We start from the raw sequence: 25,371 nt of genomic DNA, 5'->3' as shown, positions 1-25,371 counted from the left end.
TGGTGCGGTCTGTCAGACCGCGATGTCGGCGACGACGGCCTCGGTGACCGCGATCAGATCGTCGGGCGCGAGTTCCACCTCCAGACCCCGACGCCCGGCGCTGCAGAAGACCGTCGGCCAGTTCAGCGCGGACCGGTCCACCACCGTCGGCAGCGGCGTGCGCTGGCCGATGGGGGAGACGCCACCGAAGACGTACCCCGTGGACCGGGTGACCGACTTCTCGTCGGCCATCGCGGCCTTGGTCGCGCCGGCAACGGCGGACAGGGCCGATGCGGCTGCTTTCAGCGACAACCGTCGGGGCACGGGCACGACGGCGACGGCGAGCGGTCCGCCGAGGTCGATGACGAGTGTCTTGAACACCTGATCGGCGCTGACGGCGAGTGTCGTGGTGAGCGCGGCGACGGCTTCTTCGCCGTAGGCGTTGCTGGTCTTGTCGTGAGGATAGCGATGTAAGGAGTGCGTGATCTTCGCGCGCTCCAGCGCGGTCACCGCAGGCGTCGCGCCCATCTGGATCTCCGTTCTGCCGTTCGGTTGGTTCGCACCCGGAACATTTGTCGGGCCACGGCTGTTGAGCCATGTGACGACGCCCGTAGTCGACGTCGCACCTATCGTCACCTGCTCGTTTCCCGACTCGGAAGGAAGGTCGAACAGCCAGATGAGTCACACCGGTCTGCTCGAACCCACCTCGGCGGTCCTTCGGCACCCCTCCCCGCAGCAACCGTCCCGGCCCCGCCCCGCGGGCGACACGTCATCGGTAAGCTTGACCGACACCCCGTGGGTGTTGCGGGCGCCGGGATCGGCGGTCGCCAAGGCCGTCACCGAAGGGATCGTAGTGGTCGAACCCGAGTCGCAGGATCAGGCGCCCGCTGACGCAGCCGACGACACCTCCTCACCCGCCGCCGGTGCCGGTTCGCAGGCCCCGCGCCGCGCGGATCCGGGTGAGTCGCAGGAGGCGCTGACGGAGCGGTTCGAGCGTGATGCGCTGCCGTTACTGGATCAGATGTACGGGGCCGCGCTCCGGATGACCCGCAATCCCGCAGATGCCGAGGACCTGGTGCAGGAGACCTACGTCAAGGCGTTCTCGGCGTTCTCCTCGTTCCGGGAGGGCACGAACCTCAAGGCGTGGCTCTACCGCATCCTGACCAACACCTACATCAACGGTTATCGCAAGAAGCAGCGTCAGCCCGCGCAGTATCCCACCGAGGAGATCACCGACTGGCAGCTCGCGGCGACGGCCGAGCACACGTCGACAGGGCTGCGTTCGGCGGAGATGGAAGCGCTCGAGGCGCTGCCGGACGACGACATCAAGAACGCTCTGCAGGAATTGCCCGAGGATTTCCGGATGGCGGTCTACTACGCCGACGTCGAAGGGCTGCCGTACAAGGAGATCGCCGAGATCATGGACACGCCGATCGGTACCGTCATGTCGCGTCTGCACCGCGGACGCCGACAGCTGCGTGACCTCCTGGCCGACGTCGCGCGTGAGCGCGGGTTCAACCGGTCAGCCCGTGCGTCGGAGAGCGGGGTGGCGCGATGAGCAGCACACACCGCTCCGACGACCCCCGGATGGATGACGCGGCAGATGACCCGGAGTTCGTCGAACTCGACTGCTCTGCGGTGCTCGCGGACGTCTGGCTCCTCCTCGACGACGAGTGCGATTCGGGTGCGCGGTCGCGGCTGCAGACCCATCTCGACAGCTGCCCGTCGTGTTTCGCGCACTACGGCATCGAGCAGCAGCTCAAGACGCTGATCAATCGCAAGTGCGGCGGCGACCACGCCCCCGAGGGGCTGCGTGAGCGGCTACGTGTGGAGATCCGGCGCACCGTGATCGTCCGCGAGTCCGGCCCCGCGGACTGACACGCAAGGTCACCTCCCAACCCACCCCACGCCGGCGACCGTCCCTCCCAACCCGCCCCACGGCGGTCGACAGAACCCGAAAAAACGCCGAGAGCATCCACCCCAGCTCAGAGAATCGCTTCTCCGAGTCCAAACGTGGATGCTCTCGGCGTTTTTTCGGGTTCTGTCGACGTGAAGTCGACCCCGACACGCAAAGCCCTCGAGAGTCGACGACTCAGGAGTTAGGACGCTTGCCGTGGTTGGCAGCGTTCTTCTTGCGTGCGCGCTTCTTGCGTCCGCGCTTACCCATGACGGACCTCCTTCATACGATGTGCGTCGTCGATTGTCCCATGTCGCCGGGCCCTGATCCCAATCGCCCATGGGCTAGGTTATGGGCATGGCAGAAGATGTCGTCGCGGAGATCGTGGCAAGTGTGCTCGAGGTACGCGCGGATGCCGGCCAGCACGTCGATGTCGGCGACACCCTGGTCCTGCTCGAGTCGATGAAGATGGAGATCCCCGTCCTCGCCGAGGATGCGGGAACGCTGGCCGAGGTGAGGGTCAAGGTGGGCGACGTCATCCAGGCAGGCGACATCATCGCCGTCTATGAGTGAACACCCGTCGATGACCATGCCGACGTCGAGTGACGCCGGGATCGTCGTCGCGACCACTGCCCGTGGTGGCTGAACGCCGGCCATGTCGACGCTCTCGGATCTTCTCGCCGAACACACCAAGCTGTCCGATGCGGCGGCAGCCCACTTGCAACGGCTGGTCGCCGAGTGGCAGTTGCTCGCCGATCTCTCTTTCGCCGACTTTCTGATGTCGGTGCGGACCGAGAACGGCGACATGGTGACCGTTGCGCAGTGCCGGCCCAACACCGCGTCGACGGTGTTCCCCAGCGATGAGGTGGGCTCGGTAGCCGACGATCCGCAGCTCGACCGCGCCGTCCGCGCAGATCGGGTCCTGCGCGAGGAGGACCCGGAGTGGTTCGGGTCGGTCGCGATCCGTCGTGAGGCGGTTCCGGTCGGATTCCCGGGTGCCGACGGTCCCATCGCGGTTCTCACCCGCGCGGTGGACCTCACCCATCCGCGGTTGCCGTCGCCGTTGGAGCTGGCCTACCAGGACTCCGCGAACGACCTGTGCCAGATGGTCGCGGACGGGACGTTCCCACATCAGGAGGGCAATCCACGAGGGCTGTCGACACCACGGGCGGGCGACGGATTCGTCCGCGTCGACGCGAACGGCATCGTGGTCTACGCGAGTCCCAACGCCCTGTCCGCATTCCACCGGATGGGGTGGACCGCCGAGCTCACGCACACGCGGTTGTCGGAGGTCACCACCGCGTTGCTGACCGATCCGTTCGAGTCCGACGACGTGGCGACGGTCATCGACGCGGCGGCGGGGGTGTCGGCGCCCCCGGCGACGCCGTACCGGGATGTCGGGATGCGGATGGAGGCGGATGCCCGTCGAGCCACGGTCCTGATCCGCGCAGTGCCGTTGCGGCCGAGGGGGATCGGTACGGGCGCGGTGGTCCTGATCCGCGACGTGACCGAGGTGAAACGCCGGGATCTGGCGCTGATCAGCAAGGACGCGACGATCCGCGAGATCCACCACCGCGTCAAGAACAATCTGCAGTCGGTGTCTGCCCTGCTGCGGTTGCAGGCGCGTCGCACCGCCAACCCGGAGGCGCGAGGGGCGCTCACCGAGGCGGTACGACGGGTCGCGTCGATCGCGCTCGTCCACGAGCTGCTCTCCGGCAGCGTCGATGAGGAGGTCGATCTCGACGAGGTGGTCGATCGGCTGGTCCCGATCCTGGTGGACGTCGCGTCCGGGGACACGAGTGTCGGTGTGCGACATCGTGATCGGCTAGGGGTGTTGTCTGCCGAACTCGCGATGCCGTTGGTGATGGTGCTCACCGAGCTGATCCAGAATGCCATCGAGCACGGCTTCGACGGCTCGGACGCGAACCGCGAGGCCGGGGAGTCCCAGATCGAGATCGTTGCCGACCGGGACGTTCGCCGACTGCTGATCGCGGTGCGCGACAACGGGTCCGGACTTCCGGACGGATTCGACGTCGGCTCGTCCGATCGCCTTGGTCTACAGATCGTCCAGACGCTGGTGTCGATCGAGCTGGGCGGCACGCTCACCATGGGTGCGAGCCCGACGGGGCGTGGAACCGAAGTGAGCGTGGAGATCCCGCTCCGCTGAGACGCGGATGGGTTCGGGCTCAACGACTCCGGCAATCGGCCGATCAGATGTTTTACTCCCACAGACGAAGAGACCCGGCCGGGGCCGGGTCTCTTCGATGTCGCGATGGCGACTCGGGCTGTGGACCCCTCAGACGCTGCTCCGCGTCCGCGTACGTGCGGTGCGTCGCTTGAGCGCGCGCCGCTCGTCTTCGCTCATTCCTCCCCAGACGCCTGCGTCCTGACCGGACTCCAGGGCCCACGAGAGGCATTCGGCCGTGACGGGGCACCGGGCGCAGACGAGCTTCGCATCAGCGATCTGTGCGATGGCCGGTCCACTGGTTCCCACCGGGAAGAACAGTTCCGGGTCTTCGTCGCGACAGATTGCTTTGTGACGCCAGTCCATTCCTTCTCCTTCAGGTGCTTGACGCACCACTCGACAACTCCCAATGTCTGGTTTGTTGTGGCTGTAACCGATAGTTCACGCGGACACACCGAATGTTTCCGCACTGTTGCTTGTGAATACTTTCACGAATCCAGGCGAAGTCAATGGTGTTCCGTTAACACGTGTGCAATATCACTGTTGGGTGACCATCCCCGTGAGGGGGTGCCTGCACTTGGTTGCGCACCGATGTACTACTCTACTCCGGTTGTGGTCGCAGATTCTGTGATCTGCGTAGCTCTGCGTAAGAAATCCCTGGTGGTCTTCGAGTCAGTGCCGGTAATCTGTGAAACATGCCACGTCGACGATGTTGATCCTCATCACACCGGCTGATCCCACGGGCGCGATCTGACCCTGCTGGTCGACTGACCGCGGCGGCGTCGATCGCCTCGCTGGCCGAGGACGCCATCCCTCTGTACCCGCTCTACGCGGTGATGTTCGGTGACCGCGACGTCGCCGGAGCCGGTTTGTCACCCGCGGCCATCTCATCTCTGTTCATCCTGTGGTCGGTGTGCTCGTTCGTGTTCGAGATCCCCACCGGCATCCTCGCCGACCGGGTGCCCCGCCGTCCCCTCCTGGTGATCGGTCCGCTCGTGACCGCGGCGGGCTTCGCGCTCTGGACATGGTGGCCGTCCTACGCGGCATTCGCTGCCGGATTCGTGCTCTGGTCGGCCGGCTCGGCACTGCGCTCGGGGACAATGGAAGCCCTCGTCTACGACACCCTCGCCGCGCACGGCCTGGCGTTGCGTTACGCGCAGGTGGCGGGGCGGATGCGCGCGATGTCGGCGCTGGGCGTCCTATTGGGCACGATGCTCGCCGTCCCGCTGGCGGCGTGGGGCGGCTACCACGCGGCCGGGGCGGCGAGCGTGGTCGCGTGCATCATCTGCGCCGGAGCGTCCTGGATGTTGCCAGAACATGCACCACCTGGACGTGCTGATGGGGCGGATGCCGACCCTCGCGTCAGCGACGACACCGACAACAACGACACCGACAACAACGACACCACAGATTCCCGGATCAGTCGGTCGACGATGATTCGTCGCCTGTGCCGCGACGGTGTGTTGCGTCGACTGTTCGTGCTGGTGATCGCCCTGACGTGGGTCGAGGCGCTCGACGAGTACCTGCCTCTGTTGGCGGAGGCGATGTGGGGCGGAGCCTCGACGGCGGAGGCGGTCGCACTGCTGATGGTGGTGGTGGCCGTGGGGGACATCGGCGGAGGTTTCGCGGCCGAACGGACCGGGGCGCGTCGGCCGTCACCCCGACGGCTGGCGCCGTGGCTCCTGGCCGGTGCGGTGGCACTGGCTGCGGGCGCGGCGTCGGGTCACCCGGCGGGGATCGTGCTGGTGGCGTTCGCGTTCGGGGTGTTCGGGTGGTCCTCGGTGATGGCGGAGGCGTTGATGCAGGACCGGGTGCCGTCGAGGGTGCGGGCGACGGTCACCTCGGTGGTCGGCGTCGGTGAGGAGGTGGTCGCGGTGATGGCGTTCGGATCGTGGGCGCTGGGTTCGCAGTGGCTGCCGCCGACGATGTTGTTCGCGCTCGCGGCGATTCCCTATGTGGCCCTGGGCGTCGCGCTGGTGTTCGTTCCGGGCGCCACCACCACCAGGGCATCGGCTCGATGCCCGAACTCCAGTGAGTGATGTGCGCCGATGAAGTCGCCGTCCATCTGGACATCGATCGGCTCGTCCGCCCGGAACCGCACCCACGCCACATCGTCGTCGCGGTGGAGATGGCGGCCCTTCGGCGTGCGATGGGTGAGCAGCCGGGCGGCGAGCGGAAGGTTGCGGGCCACCCCGGTGGAGGTCGCGGCGAACAGCCCGAGGCGGCTGTCGAAGCCGGTGGTCGGATTCGTGCGGATCTCGAAGTCCCCGAGATAGGTCCACGGGCTGGTGTTGGAGACGAAACCGAACCGGACCCCGGTGATGGGCTCGTGGTCGGGAACCTCCACGGTGAACGACGAGCGGTCCATGGCGTTGCGTAGGAACGCGGCCACCGTCGTCCAGAAGTATCGTGCCGGGGTCGCCGGCTTGCCGGCATGGCGCTTGCGCTCCATCGCATGGACGACGACGGCATCCATGCCCATCCCGGTGTTGAACAGGAACCACCGGTCGGCGGTGTGGCCGAGGCCGACGCGGCGACACTGACCGGATTCGAGCAGGCCGATGATCTGCGACGTCGCGGCGAGCGGATCGGCTTCGATGCCGAGCGTGCGGGCGAACACGTTGGCGCTGCCGCCGGGGATCACACCGAGCCTCGGCGTCGGGCGGGCGGGATCGTGGCCGGAGCCCGGTGCACCCAGCAGCCCGTTGACGGCCTCGTTCACCGATCCGTCGCCGCCGTGGACCACGACGACGTCGAAGCTCTCGGCGACCGCACGTTCGGCCAGCTCACGCGCGTGGCCGCGGTGTGTGGTGTGTTCGACGTCGAGGGCGAACCGCGAACTCAGGGTGTGCGCGAGCGCGTCGCGCCCGGCGGGCGTGGTCGCCGTGGCGAAGGGGTTGACGATGAGCATCATGCGCACGAGACCCCACGATATTGGTTGCGGCGGTGTGACGTGCACCCGCCCGTGTCCCGGCTGGTCGAGGCCCCATAGTCTGGAGCAGTGAGCAAGAAGCGACGCGGCTCTCGGGCGCCCGAGGGCGAGCGGCAGCCGAACGGGTCCCACGACCCGGCGACGCCGAACCCCCCGACACCGAATCCCCCGACGACGATCCGGGCCGCCGGCGCGGTCACCGCACTCGAAGGTCTGGTGGCCGTCATCGTCGCGATCGTCCTGGCCATCCGGGAGGCCGCCGGGCATCGCGAGGCGTTCATCAGTGGCTACGGCACCGCCGCATGGTTCGGCATCATCGGCGGTGGCGTCCTGATCGGTGGGGTCGCACTGTTGACCGGGCGCCGCTGGGGTCGTGCGATCGCCGTGGTCGCCCAGATCCTGCTGCTCCCGGTCGCCTACGCCCTGCTCACCGACAGCGGCCAACCGTGGTTCGGCATCCCGCTGGCGATCGCCGCCCTCGCGGTACTGGTGCTGATCTTCAGTCCCGCATCGACGCGCTGGCTCGTGGGGGAGTACACCACCGACGACCCCGCAGCCGGATCTGGCTCCTCGTCGCGCCGACGGTGACCTGCCCGCGCGCGACGCGACAGTCGTAACGTCCGTATCACCTACTGCGGTTGTGATCGGCCGTACAGTTGAGGCCATGACCCGGATGCTGGCCATCGCGAATCAAAAAGGCGGGGTCGCCAAGACCACAACAGTCGCGTCGCTCGGCGCGGCATTGGCCGATCTCGACGTGTCGGTGCTGGTCGTCGACCTCGATCCGCAAGGCTGTCTTACCTTTTCGCTCGGACACGACCCAGACCAACTGGAGTCGTCGGTTCACGACGTGCTGCTCGGGGAGGAGGAGATCGCCGACGTCCTGCTCGACACCGACGACAACGTGACCCTGCTGCCCGCGACGATCGACCTCGCCGGCGCCGAGGCCCTGCTGCTGATGCGGCCGGGTCGCGAATACGCGCTCAAACGTGCGCTCGCCGAGGTCGCCGAGGACTACGACGTCATCCTGATCGATTGCCCACCGTCGCTCGGTGTGCTGACCCTGAACGGACTCACTGCCGCCGACGAGGTGGTGGTACCGCTGCAGTGCGAGACGCTGGCACATCGAGGCGTGGGCCAACTGCTGCGAACCGTCAACGAGGTGCAGCAGATCACCAATCCCGGACTGGCCACCCTGGGCGCGGTGGCCACGCTCTACGACGCGCGCACCACGCACAGCCGCGATGTGCTCGGGGATGTGTCGGATCGGTACGACCTCCCGGTGCTCGACCCGCCGATCCCGCGGACCGTGCGGTTCGCGGAGGCGTCGGCGTCCGGGACATCGGTGATGCGGGGCAGGAAGAACAAGGGCGCCAACGCCTATCGCGAGCTGGCCGAGAACCTGTGGAAGCACTGGGAAGCGGGGACGCCGGTCCCGACGTTCGACATGGCGTGAACCCATGTGCAGCAGCGCGTCGCGCTACTGCGGTCGGTAGGCCTGGACGGTCGTTCCCCACTGTTCGACGACGGTGGCACCGAGCACCCGCAGGCTGACCGGCTGGTCGTCGCGGCGACCGTCTCGGGGCAGGGCGATGGCACGCAGTTCGCGGCCCGTCGCGGCGTCGCGAACGCTGACGCCTGCCGGGGTCGGCAGCAGTAGCTGCCCGGCCATGACATCCCCGGTCCCGATCGCCCCGGGAACCTGATAGATCGGCCGGAGGTTGGCGGCATCCATCACGACCGTCGCCTCGCCGGTGAAATAGCTGGTCAGACCTCCGGAGGTGACGGCGACGCCGGCGGGCGGATCCGGTGTGCCGCTGACGGTGTTCGTGGCGGCGGGCACCCCGTCGGTGGTGAACTGACGGATCGTCGGGGTGGGTGGTGCGGGGGCCCCGGGCGCCGGGGCATCCGACGTCGGCATGGGTGGGTTCGCGCCGCCGTCGTAGATGGCGATGGCCGAGCTGCTCATTCCGATCAGGACCGGTGGTGGTCCATCGGTGCCGTCGGTGATGAGCGACGACCCGTGTTGCTCGACGTCCTCGTCGTCGTCGAGAACGGCGCCGAGAACCGTCAAACGGTAGCCGGGTTCGTCGCCGCACCGTTCGATCACCGCGACCCGGCTGCCGCCCACGGCCGAGGAGTACAGGAGGCAGTCCTGTCGTCCGGGCTGCACACCTGGGTTCACGGGCGCGTCGACGCGACCGTATTCGATGCCTCGCACCAGGTTCGAACCCCAGGTCTCCAGCCGCGTGGGGCCTTGGGAGACAACGTATCCGGAGTCCGACACCAGGTGGACGCGGTCGTCGGCGTCGCTGCTACGGCTCCCGGCGCGACTGCCGGACGACGCGTCGAGCGCGGTGACCTCTCCGCATCCGCGGGCATTGCGATATGCGGCGAGGACCTTGTTGTTGCTCGACGGCCACGCGGCGATCACCGCGCAGAGATCCAGATTGCGGCGGTACTGCCACACCTCGCGGCCCGACTGCGGATCGCGCCCGACCACCGCACCTCCGTCGGCGGTGACGACGGTCGCCTCGGCGATCGCGGGGGTCTGGGTCGCCGACGAGCGTGCACGCCACGCGGGGGCGAGGTTCGCGGGCACCGCCGAGGACGGTTCGACCTCGGGAACCGGCGCGGCGGCCTGCACACTCTCGGACTGCCGGACCGGACTGTTGGCCCAGATGACCAGCCCGGCGACGAGTATCGCGACGAGTATCGCAGCGGTCACCGCGAGGTCGACCGGCGTGCGACGCTCAGGTCGGATTCGGGCCACATGCGCTCCGGTCGCCGCGAACGATCTGGATCGAGTCGGAAGCGGTCACTCGGCCGACGCGACGGTGGCGGTCTTCTCCTGCTGCTGGTCGGTCGAGGTCGCCGAGTGCTTGGCGCCACCACGGCGGCGGCGACGTCGACGCGGCCGGTCGCCGCGACCGGATCCGCCATCGCCCGCCGAGTCGGCGCCGGCGGCGTCACCGTCGGATCCGGCCGTGGCCGTCTTCTCGGTCTTCTCCGCCGAGTTCGGGTCCGCATTTCGGCCGCCCCGGGTGCGTCGCCGGACCCGATCGGACTTCTGCCGCTCGGGCCGGGTGCGGCGCTCCTCGCGGTCCGCGGACTGCTTCGGTGCGGCGATCCGGCCGGTGGCCGACTCCGGGATTCCGAGCTCGGCTCGCAGATGCTCCGACGTCGAGTAGGTCTCCACGGGCTCGGGTACCTCGAGGCCGAGCGCCTTGTCGATGAGCTCCCACCGGTGCAGCTCGTCCCAGTCGACGAGCGTGATGGCGATGCCGGTGCGGCCCGCGCGACCGGTGCGACCGATGCGGTGGATGTAGGTCTTGTCGTCTTCGGGGCACTGGTAGTTGATGACGTGGGTGACGTCGTCGACGTCGATACCGCGCGCGGCCACATCGGTGGCGACGAGCACATTGATGTCGCCGTTGCGGAACCGCTTGAGCGCCTTCTCGCGGGCCACCTGACCCAGGTCACCGTGGACCGCGCCCACCGAGAACCCGCGTTCGCCGAGGTCGTCGGCGACCTTCTGAGCGGTGCGCTTGGTACGGGTGAAGATCATCGTGGCGCCGCGGCCCTCGGCCTGCAGGATGCGGGCGACGAGTTCGGCCTTGTCCAGGGCGTGCGCGCGATAGATGTACTGGGTGGTGCGCTCGTGCACCGCCGAGTCGTTGGCGTGCTCGGCCCGGATGTGCGTGGGTCGGTGCAGGAAGGTGCGGGCGAGGGTGACGATCGGGCCCGGCATGGTGGCGGAGAACAGCATCGTCTGCCGCGGGGTGGGCAGGGCGCCCATGATGCGCTCGATGTCGGGGAGGAAGCCGAGGTCCAGCATTTCGTCGGCCTCGTCGAGGACCAACATCGTCACCTTGCCGAGGATGAGATGACCCTGCTGGGCCAGGTCGAGCAGGCGGCCGGGCGTGCCGACGACGAGGTCGACACCCGACTTGAGGTCGGCGATCTGCGAGTCGTAGGGACGGCCGCCGTAGATGGAACTGATCTTCAATGGACGGGTGGTGCCGTCGGCCAGGGTCACGTCGAGTTGCTTGGCGGCGACCTCGAGGTCGCCGGTCACCTGCAGGCACAGCTCGCGGGTGGGCACGATCACCAACGCGCGCGGCGTGTTGTCGAGGGCGCGGAGACCGGACGCCTCGGCGTTCGCGAGCCGATGCAGCATCGGGACGCCGAACCCGAAGGTCTTGCCCATGCCGGTACGTGCCTGACCGATGAGGTCATCGCCGCTGAGCGCCAGCGGAAGGGTGAGTTCCTGGATCGCGAAGGTGTGGGTCTTGCCGTCGGCGGTCAGGGCCGCGACGATCTTGTCGTCGACGCCGAGTTCGGCGAAGGTCGGCGACGTATGGGTCTCGTCGACGATCGTGGTCTGGATGTCGTCTCGGGAATCGGTCCCGGGGGTTTCGCTCATGTGAGGTTGTATGCCTTTCTGCATTTCCCGCACGCACGAAAGGCACCACAGTGGGGTCGAGCGGTCTGCGTCGGAAGGGTCCTGGTCGGACCGCGTCGTCGGGGTCCGGAAGGGACCACGCAAACCGGTTTCGGTGACTGTGTGGTGGCTCCGCTCGGGCGTCGACGCCCGGCGACGAGTGCGCGCACATTGTCCGGTGACCGCGCGTGATCCGAATCGGTCCGACCGGCGTTCGCCGGACGAAACGGCACCGGATCGTCATGATCGCGTCAGTACACCGTCGTCAAGTGTACTTGGTGAACGCCCGGACCCCGCATACCATCACCACCATGTCGACTGCGCCGCCCCCGTCAGGGGTTTCTCCCGATCCGCCAACCAGCGCCGTGACCAGCGAATATGGCGGTGCGGTGGCCAAGTTGTTCGCGGTATTGCTGGCCGGGGAGTACGCCGCGTTCTACCGGCTCGTCGACGAGTCGCGGATGGCGCCGGACGTCGCCAGTCAGGTGGCCATCGCGCGGATGGCGGCGTCGGAGATGCGGCACTTCGATGCGCTCGCCGAGCAGGTCTCCGCGCATGACATCGACCCGACCCAGGCCGTGGAGCGCTACCGCTCGATCTTCGATCGCTATCACCGGGTGACCACGCCGAAGACCTGGTACGAGGCGTTGGTGAAGGCGTATGTCGGCGACGGGCTCGCGGCGGATTTTTACACCGAGGTCTCCGGTGCGCTGCCCGCCGACGCGCAGTCGGTGATCCGAGAGGTCATGGCCGAAACCGTCAACTCGCACTTCGCGCGCGAGCAGGTCTCGGCCGCGGTTGCCGCGAACCCATCGCTCAAGTCGCCGCTGACCCTGTGGGGTCGCCGACTGCTCGGCGAAGCGGTCACACATGCCCAATGGGTGCTCGCCGCCGAAGAGGAGGTCACCGACCTGTTGTTCACCGGATCGGCGTCGTTGAACGGCATAGCGGGCTTCTTCGACGCGATCACCGCCGAACACGACAAGCGCATGCGCGACCTCGGTCTCGGTTAGGTCGGTCTCGGGTAGTCCGGTCCCGGATAGGTCGCGTTCCGCTGTGAGCGGAGCCCGTGTCGCCCGCGAAACGGTCTGAACTAGCCTGGGTCCGCAGACATGTTGTGCCGGGCGCGGCGTCACATCGCGCCGCGGCGAAGACTCGGGAAGGGTGGCCATGGCCGTTGAAGTGAAGATCGGTATCACCGACAGTCCGCGTGAGCTGTCCATCCACACCGCGCTCACCAGCGACAAGGCGTATGCGGAAATCGAGGCGGCTCTGTCGGGCGATCAGTCGCTGCTGGCATTGACCGACGACAAGGGTGCCCGTTTTCTGGTGCCGGTGACGAAGATCGCCTATGTAGAGGTGGGCAGCACAGAGAACCGGCGGGTCGGTTTCGTCGCCACCTGAGCCGACGACTCACCAGAACCACGCATCAACAGACCGGCCGCCGTCGACATGTTCGACGGCGGCCGGCCTGTTCTGTGTCAGGCCTCTGGTTCGGCGGGGGATTCGCCCTCGGGCGACGTGCCCTGCAGCGGCACGTGCGACAGACCGCCCCACAACAGCGCGACCGTCGTGTCCACCGCCGCGCGCTTGTCGACGGGGCGCTTGGCCTCCAGCCAGTAGCGCGCGTTGACCTGGCTGGCACCCACCAGGCCCGCCGCCAGCATCCGCGACCGGTACGGATCGAGTCCGGAGTCGTGCATCACCAGTCCGTAGACGGCGTCGACGCAGGCCTCGGTGGCCCCTTCGACCCGGCGGATGACCGCAGGGTCCTTGGCATCCGACGAGAAGATGAGGCGATAGCCGGAATTGTCCTGGTCGATGAAATCGAAGAACGCCTCCACCGCGGCCCGGACGCGTTGCTTGTTGTCGGTGGTCGTCAGCAGTGCGCTGTTGACGTCGCTGACGAGCTTCTCGGCGTGGGAATCGACCACGGCGATGTACAGATCGAGCTTGGACGGGAAGTGCTGGTACAGCACCGGTTTGCTGACACCGGCGTGGACCGCGATCTCGTCCATGCCCGCCGAGTGATAGCCGCGCTCCACAAAGATCTCGCTCGCCGCGTCGAGGAGCTGCATGCGGCGGGCGCTGCGCGGCAGCCGTGTGTTGCGCGCGGCACCGTGCGACGGATTTGTGGTGGTCGACATGCGTTGAGAGTACTCGCGGCCGTCGGCGGCGACGGAGCCGCACACTCCCACCCCGACACTCCGCTCCACGGATGCGCGTTGACCTGTGAGAAGGTTGTCCTGTGAGTCACCCAGGAGGCGGGTCGAACTCCGGGAACGCAGGTGCCGGGACGGCCGGCACGAGCGGTGTGGGGGTCGGCGACGGACGCGTGCGCGCTCGAGATGTGGGTCCGCGGCGTCCGCGAACAGACACCGGCGGCGGTGCCCAGACGGCCAGGCCGCGGCCGAGGCCGGATCAGCCGCTGCGGGCGCGTTGGGACCCCACCGACGACACCGGTCGGGCCCGAGTGGATCGTGACGCCCAGCCGGAGCGCAAGAAGCAGAGCGCCCTGGGCAAGTTCGTCGCGACCTACGGGTGGCGGGCCTACGCCATCCCGGTCTTGGTCATCCTGACCATCGTGCTCATCGTCGTGACGGTCCGCACGGCAGACGATTCGGCCTCCGTGTCCGCTGCCGACGTCAATCCGGATGAGGCGTCGCGCAACACCGACGTGAGCGAGGAGACCGCGCCGGTCGGTGCGCCGACCGGCACCATCGAGCCCGAGGCGCTGCCCGCGGGGACGCTGCCCGCAGGTGGGCCCTACACCGAGCAGGGTCGCGAGACCTACCACGTCGTTCGCGGCGCCGGCCCACAAGTAGGGACAGGCGGTGAGGTGTACACCTACACCGTCGAAGTGGAGAACGGCGTGAATGCCCGTGACTTCGGCGGTGACCAGTCGTTCGCGAGGATGGTCGACTCCACCCTCGCCAACCCTCGCAGTTGGATCGGTGACGGCAAGGTCAGCTTCCGGCGAATCGACGCAGGCGACCCGGACCTCCGCATCACGTTGGCCTCGCCGGCCACCACCCGGGAGCTGTGCGGCTATCAGATCCAACTCGAGACGTCGTGTTTCTACCCGCCGGAAGAGCGGGTCACGCTCAACGAGGCGCGATGGGTGCGCGGCGCGCTGTCCTACAGCGGCGACGACCTGTCCTACCGGCAATACCTCATCAATCACGAGACGGGTCACGGAATCGGCTACGAGGCGCACGAGCCCTGCCGGGAAGACGGCGCACTGGCCCCCGTCATGATGCAGCAGTCGTTCGGGGTGGCCAACAGCGAGATCATGGCGCTCGATCCCGACATGCAGGCGAACCGCAGTCTGGTGTGTAAGCCGAATCCGTGGCCGTTCCCGAACGGCGGAGCGGTCCGGGCGGATTCGGAATGACCGTGCGGTCGCAGCTGTTGACTCAGTAGATCGCCCTGAAGCAGATCGCCCGAGTGGAGATCATGCAGAACGAGATCGCCGAAGATCGTCAGACGTACTGGAGGAGCCTGTGTCGTCCTTGCCACCGCTGGTCGAGCCCGCAGCGGAATTGTCCAACGAAGAGGTGGCCCGCTACAGCCGCCATCTGATCATCCCCGACGTGGGGATGGACGGTCAGAAAAGGCTGAAGAACGCGAAGGTGCTCGTCATCGGCGCGGGCGGACTCGGCTCGCCGACCCTGCTGTACCTGGCCGCGGCGGGTGTCGGCACGATCGGCATCGTCGAGTTCGACGTGGTCGACGAGTCGAACCTGCAGCGCCAGGTGATCCACGGCCAGTCCGACATCGGGCGTCCGAAGGCGGAGAGCGCGCGCGACTCGATCATCGAGATCAACCCGTTCGTCACCGTGAACATCCACGACGAGCGTCTGGAGCCCGAAGGTGCGATCGAGCTGTTCTCGAAGTACGACCTGATCCTCGACGGCACCGACAACTTCGCCACCCGCTACCTCGTGAACGATGCGGCGGTGCTGGCGCACAAGCCGTATGTGTGGGGATCGATCTTCCGGTTCGAGGGCCAGGCGTCGGTGTTCTGGGAGGACGCCCCGGACGGACGGGGACTCAACTACCGCGACCTCTATCCGCAGGCCCCGCCGCCCGGGATGGTGCCGTCGTGCGCCGAGGGCGGCGTGCTGGGCATCCTGTGTGCCTCGATCGGCTCCATCATGGGTACCGAGGCCATCAAACTCATCTGCGGTATCGGTGACCCCCTCCTCGGACGACTGATGGTGTACGACGCGCTCGACATGAGCTACCGGACGATCAAGATCCGCAAGGATCCGGAAGGCGAGCGGGTCACCGAACTCATCGACTACGACGACTTCTGCGGTGTGGTGTCCACCGAGGCCGCCGACGCCGCGGACGGTTCGACCCTGACCGCCGCCGAACTCAAGGAGAAGATCGACGCGGGTGACCGACTCGCGATCGTCGACGTCCGTGAGCCGGTGGAGTGGGACATCGTCCACATCGACGGCGCGACCCTCATCCCGAAGGACGAAATCCTCTCGGGCGCCGGTCTGGCCAAACTTCCCCAGGATCGGCCGACGGTGCTCTACTGCAAGACCGGCGTCCGGTCGGCCGAGGCGCTCGCCGCTCTCAAACGTGCCGGCTTCGCGGATGCCACCCACCTGCAGGGCGGAGTCACCGCGTGGGCCAACCAGGTCGACAAGACGCTGCCGGTCTACTGATCTAGTCGATCACCTGGGTGCGCTCCGTGACGAGTTCGCGCTCGGCCTCGTCGAGTATCCGGCGGAACGCGTAGGTCATCAGCGGGACGCCGACGCGTCGCGTGAGGAAGCCGCCGATCACCGGGATGGACAGTTCGAAGGTCGTCCGCCAAACGACACAGGTGGCCGCGACGCCGTCGTCGCCGGTCGCGCTGTCGAATGTGACCCGGCCTTCGCGATGTCGGGATGGTGGAAGGCTGCGGTACACGTCGTAGTCGAACGAGTGCGGCGGATCGTAGGCGGTGATCCGCTCCCAGAACCAGCCGACCGCCCAACCGAGGACGCGTACCGCGCCGGTGCCATACGGCGCCTCGCGGCCCGGTGTGGCCAGGCGTTCGGTCAGCACGAGTGGGATGCGGGTGTAGTTGTGCGCGTTGCTGATCCAGTCGAACACCCGCTCGATCGGGGCGTCGATGATGCGCTCGGCGGTCACGGTTTCCATGGTGATGTCCTTCCTCTGTCGAGTCGATGGAGGTCGTCGATACGGTGCAGCTTGTCGGGATTGCGGATGGCGTACACCCCGACGATGTGGTCGTCGCGGCAGTCGAACACCGCAACCGAGTCGACGACGTCGTCGACCCGGAACACGGCCGCGGGGGCCTCGTTGAATCGTGCGAGTTCGGCGTGGGCGCCCGACATCGCCGATCGCGCGAGGCCGATGGAGAAGGCGGCCACCCGGTCGGCGCCGTACAACGCGTGCCGTGCCGCGGTGACCTGCCCGCCGCCATCGGACATGTGCACCACGTCCGAGGCGAGCACCGACAGCAGTTCGCCGAGGTCGCCGGTGCGGGAGGCGTGTAGGAACCGGACCACCAGCTCGTGTTCCTGACGGTCGCGATCATCGTGGTTGCCGGGCCGGCGCGCCGCCGCGCGTGGTCGTCTGGCTGAGATGTGTCCACGCGCCCGATGGGCGATCTGCCGCACGGTGGCCGGCGACCTGTCGACGATCGCCGCGATCTCATCGTGCGGATAGTCGAAGACCTCGTGCAGCACGAACACGGTCCGCTCGACCGGTGACAGCGTCTCGAGGACCAGCAGCATGGCCATCGACACCGACTCGGCCAGTACGACATCGTCGGCGGCGTCACCGGTGCCCCGATGGGGTTCGGTCCGGATGGGCTCCGGTAGCCAGTTGCCCACATACGTCTCGCGCCTGCGGCGAAGGGTGCGCAGGTGGTTGAGTCCGGTACGACTCACCGCCGTCACCAGATAGGCACGCGGATCGGCTATCGGACCGGCGTCCTGGGCGCGCCAGCGCAGGTAACAGTCGTGGATGACGTCTTCGGCATCGGTGGCGGAGCCGAGGATGTCGTAGGCCACGGTGAACAGGAGTGGACGCAACTCGGTGAAGACCCTGTCGTGGTCGGTCGCGGAAGCCTCGGACACGTACCAATGACACCGCGCCCGGCCGTGGTGTGACGTGACTTGAGTGTGTCGTCCATCACATCAGGTTCCGGTGTCGTGCGTGAGCGGGTGTGTACGCCGCACCGAGTCGCTGCCGCATTTCGCCTGCAACGCTCGGTAATCTCTGCAGGTGTGAACACCGTCGAGCCACCCGAACACGTGCTGAACACGTTCGGGCTGACCGCACATCCGCCGATCCAGATGGGCGACTCCTGGATCGGCGGGTGGCGGGTCGGCGAGGTCGTGTTGTCGCTGGTCCCCGATCACGCCCGGGCCGCCTGGTCGGCGACGGTCCGCGAGAACCTGTACGTCGAAGGCCTGCGCATCGCGCGACCCTTCCGCGCCACCGACGGCCGCTATGTGGTGTCCGGCTGGCGGGCGGACACCTACATCGCCGGTGCTCCCGAGCCGCGCCACGACGAGGTCGTCCTCGTCGCCGACCGACTGCACGCGGCCACCGCGGGCCTGGAACGGCCCCGATTCCTGCTGCAATCGCCGGCGCCGCCGCACACCGACGTCGACGTGTTCACCGCCGCGGACCGGGCGGCCTGGGAGGACGTCCCGCTGCGCACCGCGCGGGCGGCCGGTCTGGGCGAGCCGACCACTCCGGACGGCCAGGACAGCGTTCAGATTCTGAAAACCCTTGCCACCCTTCGTAAGAACGTCTCTCTCGAGTCGCAGGTGGTGCACGGAGACCTGTTCGGCACCGTGCTGTTCGCCGGGGCCGCGGCGCCCGGGATCACTGACATCGTTCCGTACTGGCGGCCGGCCTCGTGGGCGGCCGCGGTGGTCGTTGTCGACTCCCTGGCATGGGGTGGCGCCGACGACGATCTCGTGCGACGCTGGGCCGATCAGCCCGAGTGGTCGCAGATGATGCTGCGCGCCGTCATGTTTCGTCTGGCCGTCCACGCGTTACATCCCCGTGCCACCTCAGGCGCACTTCCGGGCCTGCAACGAGTGGTCGATCTCGTCCGTCTGATGCTGTAGTCGCAGGTCAGCGTCCACCACTTCCTTCTCACATCGGATCGCTCCGGATGTGAGCACAACGTGACTCTCAGGTCACGCGAGGGAAAATCCCGGCAACACAGCCTCCCTAACTTTGTCACCAATCGTCCGACAGAGTCGTCGGTCAATCAGCCTCACTCAAACGATTGGATGACTCATGCCCGTACTGCCCGCCTCCGTGCGGACCGCGTTGGCGCGCGACCACCGGATCACCGACTGGGACCCGGAGGACCGCGAAGCCTGGGACAACGGCAACGCTGCCATCGCCAAGCGCAACCTGATCTGGTCGGTCATCTGCGAACACGTCGGATTCTCGGTGTGGTCGCTGTTCTCGGTGATGGCCCTGTTCATGGGACCCGAGTACGGCATCTCCCTGGATCAGAAGTTCATCATCGCGGCCACCGCCACCTTCGTCGGTTCCTGCCTGCGGATTCCCTATACCCAGGCGACCGCGATCTTCGGCGGACGTAACTGGGCGATCTTCAGTGCCATCGTGCTGCTCATCCCGACCGGGCTGACGATGATGCTGATGATGAATCCGGGCGAGTTCGGCTTCGGGTGGTTCCTGGCCGTCGCCGCGATGACCGGCTTCGGTGGCGGCAACTTCGCCAGCTCGATGACCAACATCAACGCGTTCTATCCGCAGCGTCTCAAGGGATGGGCCCTGGGCCTCAACGCGGGTGGCGGCAACATCGGCGTGCCGGTCGTCCAGCTGATCGGTCTGGCCGTGATCTGGCTCTTCGCCGACCAGCCCGAGATCGTCTGTGCCATCTACCTCGTCGCGCTCGCCGTCGCCGGCGTCGGCGCCGCGATCTACATGGACAACCTGGATCACCAGACCTCCAGCGGCCGCGCGATGATCGACTGCCTGAAGCACAAGGACACCTGGCTGATCTGCCTGCTCTACATCGGCACCTTCGGCTCGTTCATCGGCTTCGGATTCGCATTCGCCCAGGTGCTCAACATCAGCTTCACCGAGGCAGGCGCAGAAAAGCCCGCCCTGGCCGCCGCTCAGATCGCCTGGATCGGACCGCTGCTGGGTTCCATCTCCCGGCCCTACGGAGGCAAGCTCGCCGACCGCATCGGCGGCGGCAAGGTGACCTTGTGGTGCTTCGCCGCGATGACCCTGTCTGCGTCGATCCTCGTGATCGCCGGCACCATCGCCGACAGCAACGGCGCCATCAGCGGTGGGACGCTCACCGCGTTCGTCATCGGCTTCATCCTGCTGTTCCTGCTCTCCGGCATCTCCAACGGCTCGGTCTACAAGATCATCCCGACCATCTGGGAGAACAAGTCCAAGGAGCTGAGCGGTCTCAACGCCCTCGGCAAGACCAAGTGGTCACGCAGCATGTCCGGCGCCCTCATCGGAATCGCCGGTGCCGCAGGTGGACTCGGCGGTGTGGGCATCAACCTGGTGCTGCGTGCCAGCTATCAGTCGAATCAGTCGGCCACCGTGGCGTTCTGGATCTTCATGGGCTTCTACGTCCTCGCCGGTGTGATCACCTACCTGTTCTACGTCCGCCGCCCGATGGTCATCAGCGAGACCACCGACCTGCAGGTGGCCGCGGAGAACACGGCGGCCTCCGAGACCAAGGACGGTTCGGGACCCGCCGACAAGGCGATGGCCTGAGCTACCGCCGCCCCAGACCGGAAACATCAAGGAGTTACCAGTGACCAACGCATCCAAGACAGTCGTCGTGGTCGGCCACGGCATGGTGGGTCACCGTTTCGTACAGACCCTCCGTACCCGAGACACCGACAACACCTGGCGAATCGAGGTGGTCTCGGAAGAGGCCGATCCCGCCTATGACCGGGTCGGGCTGTCCTCGTACGTCGGTTCCTGGCAGCGGGATTCGCTGGCACTCGACGGCAACACCTACGTCGGCGACCCTCAGGTGATCACCCACCTGGGGGAGGCTGTCACCGATGTCGACCGCGCCGGTCGTCGGGTGATCACGTCGACCGGCCGCGAGATCGGGTACGACGCACTCGTGCTCGCGACCGGTTCGTACGCCTTCGTCCCGCCGGTGCCGGGGCACGACAACGAGAAGTGCTTCGTGTACCGGACTCTCGACGACCTGGATGCGATCCGGGCGGCGGCCGACGCCGCCGGCCCGGGCGCACCCGGCATCGTCGTCGGCGGTGGTCTGCTCGGTCTGGAGGCGGCGAACGCCCTGAAGCTGATGGGTATGTCGCCGCACGTCGTGGAGTTCGCGCCGCGACTGATGCCGATGCAGGTCGATGACGGCGGCGGCTCGGTGCTCGAGAACCTCGTCACCGACCTCGGCCTCACGGTGCACACCGGGGTCGGCACGGCGGACATCGCCGACTCGGAGTCGGGCGGTCTCACCGTGACCCTGTCCGACGACACCGAACTCGACGCCGCGGTGGTGGTGTTCTCGGCGGGTGTGCGTCCGCGTGACCAGGTCGCCCGCGATGCGGGTCTCGCGGTCGCCGAGCGGGGCGGCGTGCTTGTCGACACCTCGTGCCGCACCGACGATCCCGACGTGTACGCGATCGGCGAGGTGGCCGCGGTGGAGGGCCGCTGCTACGGCCTCGTCGCGCCGGGATACAGCACGGCCGAGGTCGTCGCCGACCAACTCCTCGGCCAGCAGACCACGTTCCCCGGCGCCGACATGTCGACGAAGCTGAAGTTGCTGGGTGTGGACGTCGCCAGCTTCGGTGACGCGATGGCGACCACCGAGAACGCGCTGGAGATCGTCTACCACGACCCGGTCGCCGGCAAGTACGCCAAGGTCGTCGTCTCCGACGATGCGAAGACGCTGCTCGGCGGCATCCTGGTGGGCGACGCGTCGGCGTACGCACTGCTCAAGCCGATGGTCGGTAGCGAGATCCCCGGCGACCCGGCGGCACTCATCGCGCCCGCCTCGGGTCCCGCGGTGGGCGTCGACGCGCTGCCCGACGAGGCCGAGATCTGCTCGTGCAACGGGGTTTCCAAAGGCACCATCTGCTCGGCCATCGCCGACGGCGCCTGCGAGATCGCCGACATCAAGAAGACCACCTGCGCCGGCACCACCTGCGGCGGCTGCCTGCCGAGCATCAAGTCGCTGCTCGCGGCGTCGGGTGTGGAGCTGTCCAAGGCCCTGTGCGAGCACTTCGAGCAGTCCCGCGCGGAGTTGTTCGAAATCGTGTCGGTGACCGGCATCCGTACGTTCTCCGAGATCATCGAGCGGTACGGAACCGGACAGGGCTGCGACATCTGCAAGCCGACGGTGGCGTCCATCCTGGCCTCCACGTCGAGCGACCACATCCTCGACGGCGAGCAGGCGTCCCTGCAGGACACCAACGACCACTTCCTCGCCAACATGCAGAAGAACGGCTCCTACTCGGTCGTCCCGCGCATGCCGGGCGGGGAGGTCACTCCCGAACAGCTCATCGTGATCGGCGAGATCGCCCGCGACTTCGGTCTGTACACCAAGATCACCGGTGGTCAGCGCATCGACCTGTTCGGGGCCCGCGTCGACCAGCTCCCGGAGATCTGGCGTCGCCTCGTGGACGCCGGCATGGAATCCGGGCACGCCTACGGCAAGAGCCTGCGTACCGTGAAGAGCTGCGTCGGGTCCACCTGGTGCCGCTACGGCGTCCAGGATTCGGTGGGCATGGCCGTCCTGTTGGAGAAGCGGTATCGCGGACTGCGGTCGCCGCACAAACTGAAGTTCGGCGTATCGGGCTGCGCCCGCGAATGCGCCGAGGCTCGCGGCAAGGACGTCGGTGTCATCGCCACCGAGAACGGGTGGAATCTCTACGTCGCCGGCAACGGTGGGCAGAGCCCGAAGCACGCCCAGCTGCTGGCCAGTGGAGTGGATGACCAGACGCTGGTCGCCTACATTGATCGGTACCTGATGTTCTACATCCGCACCGCTGATCGCCTGCAGCGCACCGCGCCGTGGCTGGAGGCGATGGAGGGCGGACTCGATCATCTGAAGGCGGTGGTCTGCGACGACAGCCTGGGTCTCGCGGCCGATCTGGAAGCGGCCATGGAACGCCATGTCGACGGCTACCGCGACGAGTGGGCAGCGGTACTCGAGGACGAGGAGAAGCTCAAGCGCTTCGTCTCGTTCGTGAACGCACCGGAGGTGGTCGACCCGACGATCCAGTTCACCGACGCCGACACCGAACGCAAGATCCCGGTCCTGCTCGACATGCCGTCGATGCCCACCCGCGCCGACGGGGAGCTCGACGTCCGCGAGGCCACCGAACGAGAAGGAGTGCCGACATGACAGTCGCTGAGCAGTCGGCGGCGAACGAGCCCGCAGACCCGACGACCTCCCCCGATGCGGTGCCCGGCACTTGGGTGCGCGCGTGCGCGATCGCGGACCTGGCGATCGGGCGAGGGGCGGGTGTTCTCGGCCCGGACTTCGAGCAGGCAGCGTTGTTCCGCATCCCCGCGGTGGAGACCGACCGTGAGGCCGTCGTCGGACGGACCCGGCTCTACGCCGTCGGCAACATCGACCCGTTCTCCCGTGCCGCGGTCCTGTCGCGCGGGGTGGCCGGTGATCGCGGCGGCGAACCGACCGTCGCGAGTCCGCTGGGCAAGCAGGTGTTCTCCCTGCGTACCGGTATCTGCCTCGACGACGAGTCGATGTCGGTGCCCAGCTACGCCGTACGTGTCGTCGACGACATCGTCGAGGTGTACTTCCAGCGCCGATGAACAACAGGAGAGATTCGGCCCTCGCCGACGACGCCGAGACGCTGCCCCTTGCCGGATTCACGATCGGGATCACCGCGGCGCGCCGCGCCGAAGAGTTCGCGGCATTGCTCACCCGCCGCGGCGCAGAGGTGCTGGCGGCACCCACGATCCGCATCCTGCCGCTGGTGGACGACACCGAACTGGAAGAGGTCACCGAGACGATCATCGGCGACCCGCCGGATCTGATGGTGGCCACCACCGGGATCGGCTTCCGCGGTTGGGTCGAGGCCGCCGACGGGTGGGGGAGTGCCGAGCCGCTGATCACCGCGTTGGGCAAGAGCCGGCTCATCGCGCGCGGGCCCAAGGCGAAGGGCGCGATCCGTGCGGCCGGACTCCGCGAGGAGTGGTCGCCGGAGAGCGAATCGTCGTCGGAGGTCCTCGACCGTCTCCTGGAAGAGGGAGTCGACGGTGTGCGTATCGCGGTGCAGTTGCACGGAGCGACGACCGAATGGGAGCCGCTGCCCGACTTCTGCGCCGTGCTGCGCGCCGCAGGCGCCGAGGTGCTGCCGATCCCGGTGTACCGCTGGAACATGCATCCCGACGTGGATCGCATCGACCGGATGATCGGCGCCGTGATCCGTGGTGACATCGACGCCATCACCTTCACCAGCGCGCCGGCCGCCGCATCGATCCTCACGCGTGCCAAGGAGCTCGGGAAATTGCAGCAGTTCCTGCACGCCATGCGTACCGCGGTGCCGGTGATGTGTGTGGGCTCGGTGACCGCCGGTCCGCTCGAGGCGCTGCAGATCCCCACCACCTACCCGAAACGGTTTCGGCTCGGCGCGCTTGCGCGGCTGATCACCGACGAGCTGCCCCGGAGAAGCCACAACTTGCGAGTCCACGGCCACGACACCGCGATTCGAGGACAGGCGGTGATCGTCGACGGGGAGCTGCGCGAGTTGTCGGCGACCAGCCTGATCATGCTCAAGGCGTTGGCGGCGTCGCCCGGCCGAGTGGTCTCGCGCCAGGAACTGCTGGCCGGACTGCCCGGCGACAGTTCCGACACCCATGCCGTGGAAGTGGCGGTGGCCCGACTGCGCAACGCGCTGGGTGATCCGAAGATGATCCAGACCGTGGTCAAGCGGGGATACCGGCTCGCGGTCGACCTGGAGTACGAGGGAGAGGAGGACGGCGAGTGAGACATCGTCATGCCCGTCAATACCTGCCGTTCGGTGACCGGCTGCGTGACATCAGCCCGGTCCTCGTTGCACACGGGACCCGGAATCCCCATGGCGTCAACGTCATCGCGGAGATCGCCGAGAAGGTCGGCGAGCGCGTCGGGACCACCCGGACCGCGTTCGTCGACGTCCTCGGCCCCACGCCGGCGGAGGTCATCGGCGACGTCGACCGACCCGCGGTGCTGGTGCCGGCGTTCCTCGCCTCGGGATACCATGTGCGCAAAGATCTCCCGCACCATGTCGAGGCCGCCGGGCGTACCGACACGGTGGTGACGCGTGCGCTCGGGCCGGACCCGGCGATCGCCGACGTCGCGCGACTGCGGTTGGTCGAGGCGGGATGGGAACCCGGTGACTCCGTCGTACTCGCCGCTGCCGGTTCCTCCGACGAGAGTGCTTGTGGCCAGGTTCATCTCGCTGCGCGGCAGCTCGAGTCGATCATCGGTGGGCGGGTCGAGGTGGGGTTCATCACGACGGCTACCCCGACGGTTCCGGAGGCGGTGGAACGTGCCGCGCGCCGCGGCCGCCGGGTGGTGATCGCCAGCTACCTGTTGGCGCCCGGGCTGTTTCATCAGCGACTGCACACCTACGGCGCCGACGCCGTCGCCGACCCGCTCGGCGCGGACCGTCGCATCGTCGACCTCATCGTCACGCGCATGCGCGCGGCCGTGAGTCCCTACCGCCGGCAGGCACCCATCCGGGGCTGACTAATCCATTCCATTGGTCGACCGGCCGCACTCCTCTCACCGCCCGGCCGCGCTCCCTTCTACCGCTGGTCGAGTAGGAGCGAGCCGCTAGTACTACAGCCGTAGATCGCGGTTGGTGAGAATGCTGCGGCGTGTTTGCGCAGTTCAGAGCGGTTGTCGGGGCATGATTCAGAATTTGTGACGAAACCAAATACGCCCGCGACAACCGCGGATT

26 protein-coding genes are annotated in these 25,371 nt (G+C 67.5%); 17 read left to right on the top strand and 9 right to left on the bottom strand.

Going from position 1 to position 25,371, the window contains the following annotated elements; translation table 11 throughout:
- Positions 1 to 12 precede the first annotated feature (12 nt).
- Complete coding sequence (locus VZC37_RS11015; protein ID WP_330432547.1) at positions 13 to 507, bottom strand: aminoacyl-tRNA deacylase; 495 nt, start codon at positions 505 to 507, stop codon at positions 13 to 15.
- Between the two features lie 148 nt (positions 508 to 655).
- On the opposite strand from VZC37_RS11015, the gene VZC37_RS11010 reads away from it, so the two are divergent.
- On the top strand, positions 656 to 1,537 hold the full coding sequence (locus VZC37_RS11010; protein WP_431309388.1) for a sigma-70 family RNA polymerase sigma factor: 882 nt from the start codon (positions 656 to 658) through the stop codon (positions 1,535 to 1,537).
- Positions 1,534 to 1,857 (top strand): mycothiol system anti-sigma-R factor, encoded by a 324-nt coding sequence (gene rsrA, locus VZC37_RS11005; RefSeq protein WP_330432546.1) that lies wholly within the window; start codon positions 1,534 to 1,536, stop codon positions 1,855 to 1,857. The genes VZC37_RS11010 and rsrA overlap by 4 nt, the downstream gene beginning before the upstream one ends.
- Positions 1,858 to 2,071: 214 nt before the next feature.
- Here rsrA and VZC37_RS24700 read toward each other — a convergent pair whose 3' ends face one another.
- The gene (locus VZC37_RS24700; protein WP_370452957.1) at positions 2,072 to 2,146 is read right to left on the bottom strand and encodes a 50S ribosomal protein bL37; all 75 of its coding nucleotides are present in this window, start codon (positions 2,144 to 2,146) and stop codon (positions 2,072 to 2,074) included.
- 87 nt (positions 2,147 to 2,233) lie between these two features.
- On the opposite strand from VZC37_RS24700, the gene VZC37_RS11000 reads away from it, so the two are divergent.
- Both VZC37_RS11000 and VZC37_RS10995 read left to right on the top strand, forming a co-directional pair.
- Positions 2,234 to 2,449: a biotin/lipoyl-binding carrier protein gene (locus VZC37_RS11000; RefSeq protein ID WP_330432545.1), complete on the top strand. Its 216-nt coding sequence runs from the start codon at positions 2,234 to 2,236 to the stop codon at positions 2,447 to 2,449.
- An 82-nt stretch (positions 2,450 to 2,531) separates the two neighbouring features.
- Positions 2,532 to 4,043, top strand: a complete 1,512-nt coding sequence (locus VZC37_RS10995) for a sensor histidine kinase (protein WP_330432544.1) — start codon at positions 2,532 to 2,534, stop codon at positions 4,041 to 4,043.
- 129 nt (positions 4,044 to 4,172) lie between these two features.
- On the opposite strand, the gene VZC37_RS10990 is transcribed toward VZC37_RS10995, so the two are convergent.
- A complete protein-coding gene (locus tag VZC37_RS10990; protein ID WP_005170735.1) occupies positions 4,173 to 4,427 on the bottom strand; it encodes a WhiB family transcriptional regulator in 255 nt (84 codons plus the stop codon).
- Positions 4,428 to 4,792: 365 nt separating this feature from the next.
- On the opposite strand from VZC37_RS10990, the gene VZC37_RS10985 reads away from it, so the two are divergent.
- Positions 4,793 to 6,100, top strand: coding sequence for an MFS transporter (locus tag VZC37_RS10985; protein ID WP_330433120.1), 1,308 nt, complete (start codon positions 4,793 to 4,795; stop codon positions 6,098 to 6,100).
- Here VZC37_RS10985 and VZC37_RS10980 read toward each other — a convergent pair.
- Entirely contained in the window at positions 6,013 to 6,981 is a 969-nt protein-coding gene (locus tag VZC37_RS10980; protein ID WP_330432543.1) for a diacylglycerol/lipid kinase family protein, read from the bottom strand. The genes VZC37_RS10985 and VZC37_RS10980 overlap by 88 nt on opposite strands.
- A 189-nt stretch (positions 6,982 to 7,170) precedes the next feature.
- Here VZC37_RS10980 and VZC37_RS10975 point away from each other — a divergent pair, with 189 nt between their 5' ends.
- Positions 7,171 to 7,581 (top strand): hypothetical protein, encoded by a 411-nt coding sequence (locus VZC37_RS10975; protein ID WP_330433119.1) that lies wholly within the window; start codon positions 7,171 to 7,173, stop codon positions 7,579 to 7,581.
- 76 nt (positions 7,582 to 7,657) lie between these two features.
- Positions 7,658 to 8,449 carry a ParA family protein gene (locus VZC37_RS10970; protein ID WP_330432542.1) on the top strand — a complete coding sequence of 264 codons (792 nt, stop codon included), beginning with the start codon at positions 7,658 to 7,660 and terminating at the stop codon, positions 8,447 to 8,449.
- Between the two features lie 24 nt (positions 8,450 to 8,473).
- On the opposite strand, the gene VZC37_RS10965 is transcribed toward VZC37_RS10970, so the two are convergent.
- Positions 8,474 to 9,766 (bottom strand): Rv3212 family protein, encoded by a 1,293-nt coding sequence (locus VZC37_RS10965; RefSeq protein WP_330432541.1) that lies wholly within the window; start codon positions 9,764 to 9,766, stop codon positions 8,474 to 8,476.
- Positions 9,767 to 9,811: 45 nt separating this feature from the next.
- Positions 9,812 to 11,419 carry a DEAD/DEAH box helicase gene (locus VZC37_RS10960; RefSeq protein ID WP_330432540.1) on the bottom strand — a complete coding sequence of 536 codons (1,608 nt, stop codon included), beginning with the start codon at positions 11,417 to 11,419 and terminating at the stop codon, positions 9,812 to 9,814.
- Between the two features lie 329 nt (positions 11,420 to 11,748).
- On the opposite strand from VZC37_RS10960, the gene VZC37_RS10955 reads away from it, so the two are divergent.
- On the top strand, positions 11,749 to 12,450 hold the full coding sequence (locus VZC37_RS10955) for a ferritin-like fold-containing protein (RefSeq protein WP_330432539.1): 702 nt from the start codon (positions 11,749 to 11,751) through the stop codon (positions 12,448 to 12,450).
- A 157-nt stretch (positions 12,451 to 12,607) separates the two neighbouring features.
- Complete coding sequence (locus tag VZC37_RS10950) at positions 12,608 to 12,841, top strand: DUF3107 domain-containing protein (RefSeq protein WP_330432538.1); 234 nt, start codon at positions 12,608 to 12,610, stop codon at positions 12,839 to 12,841.
- A 77-nt stretch (positions 12,842 to 12,918) separates the two neighbouring features.
- On the opposite strand, the gene fasR is transcribed toward VZC37_RS10950, so the two are convergent.
- Entirely contained in the window at positions 12,919 to 13,584 is a 666-nt protein-coding gene (gene fasR / locus VZC37_RS10945) for an HTH-type transcriptional activator FasR (protein ID WP_330432537.1), read from the bottom strand.
- Positions 13,585 to 13,751: 167 nt separating this feature from the next.
- Between fasR and VZC37_RS10940 the strand changes: the two genes are divergently transcribed.
- Complete coding sequence (locus VZC37_RS10940; RefSeq protein WP_431309403.1) at positions 13,752 to 14,831, top strand: DUF3152 domain-containing protein; 1,080 nt, start codon at positions 13,752 to 13,754, stop codon at positions 14,829 to 14,831.
- Positions 14,832 to 14,940: 109 nt separating this feature from the next.
- Positions 14,941 to 16,116 (top strand): adenylyltransferase/sulfurtransferase MoeZ, encoded by a 1,176-nt coding sequence (gene moeZ / locus VZC37_RS10935; RefSeq protein ID WP_330432536.1) that lies wholly within the window; start codon positions 14,941 to 14,943, stop codon positions 16,114 to 16,116.
- Position 16,117: 1 nt separating this feature from the next.
- Here the strand turns inward: moeZ and VZC37_RS10930 are convergent, their stop codons facing one another.
- Both VZC37_RS10930 and sigJ read right to left on the bottom strand, forming a co-directional pair.
- Positions 16,118 to 16,597: an SRPBCC family protein gene (locus VZC37_RS10930; protein WP_330432534.1), complete on the bottom strand. Its 480-nt coding sequence runs from the start codon at positions 16,595 to 16,597 to the stop codon at positions 16,118 to 16,120.
- Positions 16,585 to 17,541, bottom strand: a complete 957-nt coding sequence (gene sigJ, locus VZC37_RS10925; protein ID WP_330432532.1) for an RNA polymerase sigma factor SigJ — start codon at positions 17,539 to 17,541, stop codon at positions 16,585 to 16,587. The genes VZC37_RS10930 and sigJ overlap by 13 nt, the downstream gene beginning before the upstream one ends.
- A 150-nt stretch (positions 17,542 to 17,691) precedes the next feature.
- Here sigJ and VZC37_RS10920 point away from each other — a divergent pair, with 150 nt between their 5' ends.
- The 6 genes from VZC37_RS10920 to VZC37_RS10895 all read left to right on the top strand — a co-directional run bounded on the left by VZC37_RS10920 (position 17,692) and on the right by VZC37_RS10895 (position 25,157).
- Entirely contained in the window at positions 17,692 to 18,546 is an 855-nt protein-coding gene (locus VZC37_RS10920; protein WP_330432531.1) for a TIGR02569 family protein, read from the top strand.
- A 175-nt stretch (positions 18,547 to 18,721) separates the two neighbouring features.
- Complete coding sequence (locus VZC37_RS10915) at positions 18,722 to 20,194, top strand: nitrate/nitrite transporter (protein WP_330432530.1); 1,473 nt, start codon at positions 18,722 to 18,724, stop codon at positions 20,192 to 20,194.
- Between the two features lie 82 nt (positions 20,195 to 20,276).
- Positions 20,277 to 22,805 (top strand): nitrite reductase large subunit NirB, encoded by a 2,529-nt coding sequence (gene nirB, locus VZC37_RS10910; protein ID WP_431309402.1) that lies wholly within the window; start codon positions 20,277 to 20,279, stop codon positions 22,803 to 22,805.
- Complete coding sequence (nirD, locus tag VZC37_RS10905; RefSeq protein WP_330432528.1) at positions 22,802 to 23,236, top strand: nitrite reductase small subunit NirD; 435 nt, start codon at positions 22,802 to 22,804, stop codon at positions 23,234 to 23,236. Before nirB ends, nirD begins: the two co-directional genes overlap by 4 nt.
- Positions 23,233 to 24,414, top strand: coding sequence for a uroporphyrinogen-III synthase (locus tag VZC37_RS10900; RefSeq protein ID WP_330432527.1), 1,182 nt, complete (start codon positions 23,233 to 23,235; stop codon positions 24,412 to 24,414). Before nirD ends, VZC37_RS10900 begins: the two co-directional genes overlap by 4 nt.
- Positions 24,411 to 25,157, top strand: a complete 747-nt coding sequence (locus VZC37_RS10895) for a sirohydrochlorin chelatase (RefSeq protein WP_330432526.1) — start codon at positions 24,411 to 24,413, stop codon at positions 25,155 to 25,157. The genes VZC37_RS10900 and VZC37_RS10895 overlap by 4 nt, the downstream gene beginning before the upstream one ends.
- Positions 25,158 to 25,371 lie beyond the last annotated feature (214 nt).

Origin of the sequence: Gordonia sesuvii, assembly GCF_036350415.1 — a bacterium.
In the GTDB taxonomy this organism is placed as follows: domain Bacteria; phylum Actinomycetota; class Actinomycetes; order Mycobacteriales; family Mycobacteriaceae; genus Gordonia; species Gordonia sesuvii.
The sequence above is the reverse complement of the archived record's forward strand: the minus strand, read 5'-3'. Positions and strand labels throughout refer to the sequence as shown.

Bases quoted from the DNA above. Each gene is read 5' to 3' on its own strand.
- VZC37_RS10930 (WP_330432534.1), bottom strand. From the start codon at position 16,597: ATGGAAACCGTGACCGCCGAGCGCATCATCGACGCCCCGATCGAGCGG.
- VZC37_RS11000 (WP_330432545.1), top strand. From the start codon at position 2,234: ATGGCAGAAGATGTCGTCGCGGAGATCGTGGCAAGTGTGCTCGAGGTA.
- VZC37_RS10900 (WP_330432527.1), top strand. From the start codon at position 23,233: ATGAACAACAGGAGAGATTCGGCCCTCGCCGACGACGCCGAGACGCTG.
- nirB (WP_431309402.1), top strand. From the start codon at position 20,277: ATGGTGGGTCACCGTTTCGTACAGACCCTCCGTACCCGAGACACCGAC.
- VZC37_RS10955 (WP_330432539.1), top strand. From the start codon at position 11,749: ATGTCGACTGCGCCGCCCCCGTCAGGGGTTTCTCCCGATCCGCCAACC.
- rsrA (WP_330432546.1), top strand. From the start codon at position 1,534: ATGAGCAGCACACACCGCTCCGACGACCCCCGGATGGATGACGCGGCA.
- VZC37_RS11010 (WP_431309388.1), top strand. From the start codon at position 656: ATGAGTCACACCGGTCTGCTCGAACCCACCTCGGCGGTCCTTCGGCAC.
- VZC37_RS10995 (WP_330432544.1), top strand. From the start codon at position 2,532: ATGTCGACGCTCTCGGATCTTCTCGCCGAACACACCAAGCTGTCCGAT.
- VZC37_RS10915 (WP_330432530.1), top strand. From the start codon at position 18,722: ATGCCCGTACTGCCCGCCTCCGTGCGGACCGCGTTGGCGCGCGACCAC.
- nirD (WP_330432528.1), top strand. From the start codon at position 22,802: ATGACAGTCGCTGAGCAGTCGGCGGCGAACGAGCCCGCAGACCCGACG.
- fasR (WP_330432537.1), bottom strand. From the start codon at position 13,584: ATGTCGACCACCACAAATCCGTCGCACGGTGCCGCGCGCAACACACGG.
- VZC37_RS10990 (WP_005170735.1), bottom strand. From the start codon at position 4,427: ATGGACTGGCGTCACAAAGCAATCTGTCGCGACGAAGACCCGGAACTG.
- VZC37_RS10960 (WP_330432540.1), bottom strand. From the start codon at position 11,419: ATGAGCGAAACCCCCGGGACCGATTCCCGAGACGACATCCAGACCACG.
- VZC37_RS10950 (WP_330432538.1), top strand. From the start codon at position 12,608: ATGGCCGTTGAAGTGAAGATCGGTATCACCGACAGTCCGCGTGAGCTG.
- VZC37_RS10970 (WP_330432542.1), top strand. From the start codon at position 7,658: ATGACCCGGATGCTGGCCATCGCGAATCAAAAAGGCGGGGTCGCCAAG.
- VZC37_RS11015 (WP_330432547.1), bottom strand. From the start codon at position 507: ATGGGCGCGACGCCTGCGGTGACCGCGCTGGAGCGCGCGAAGATCACG.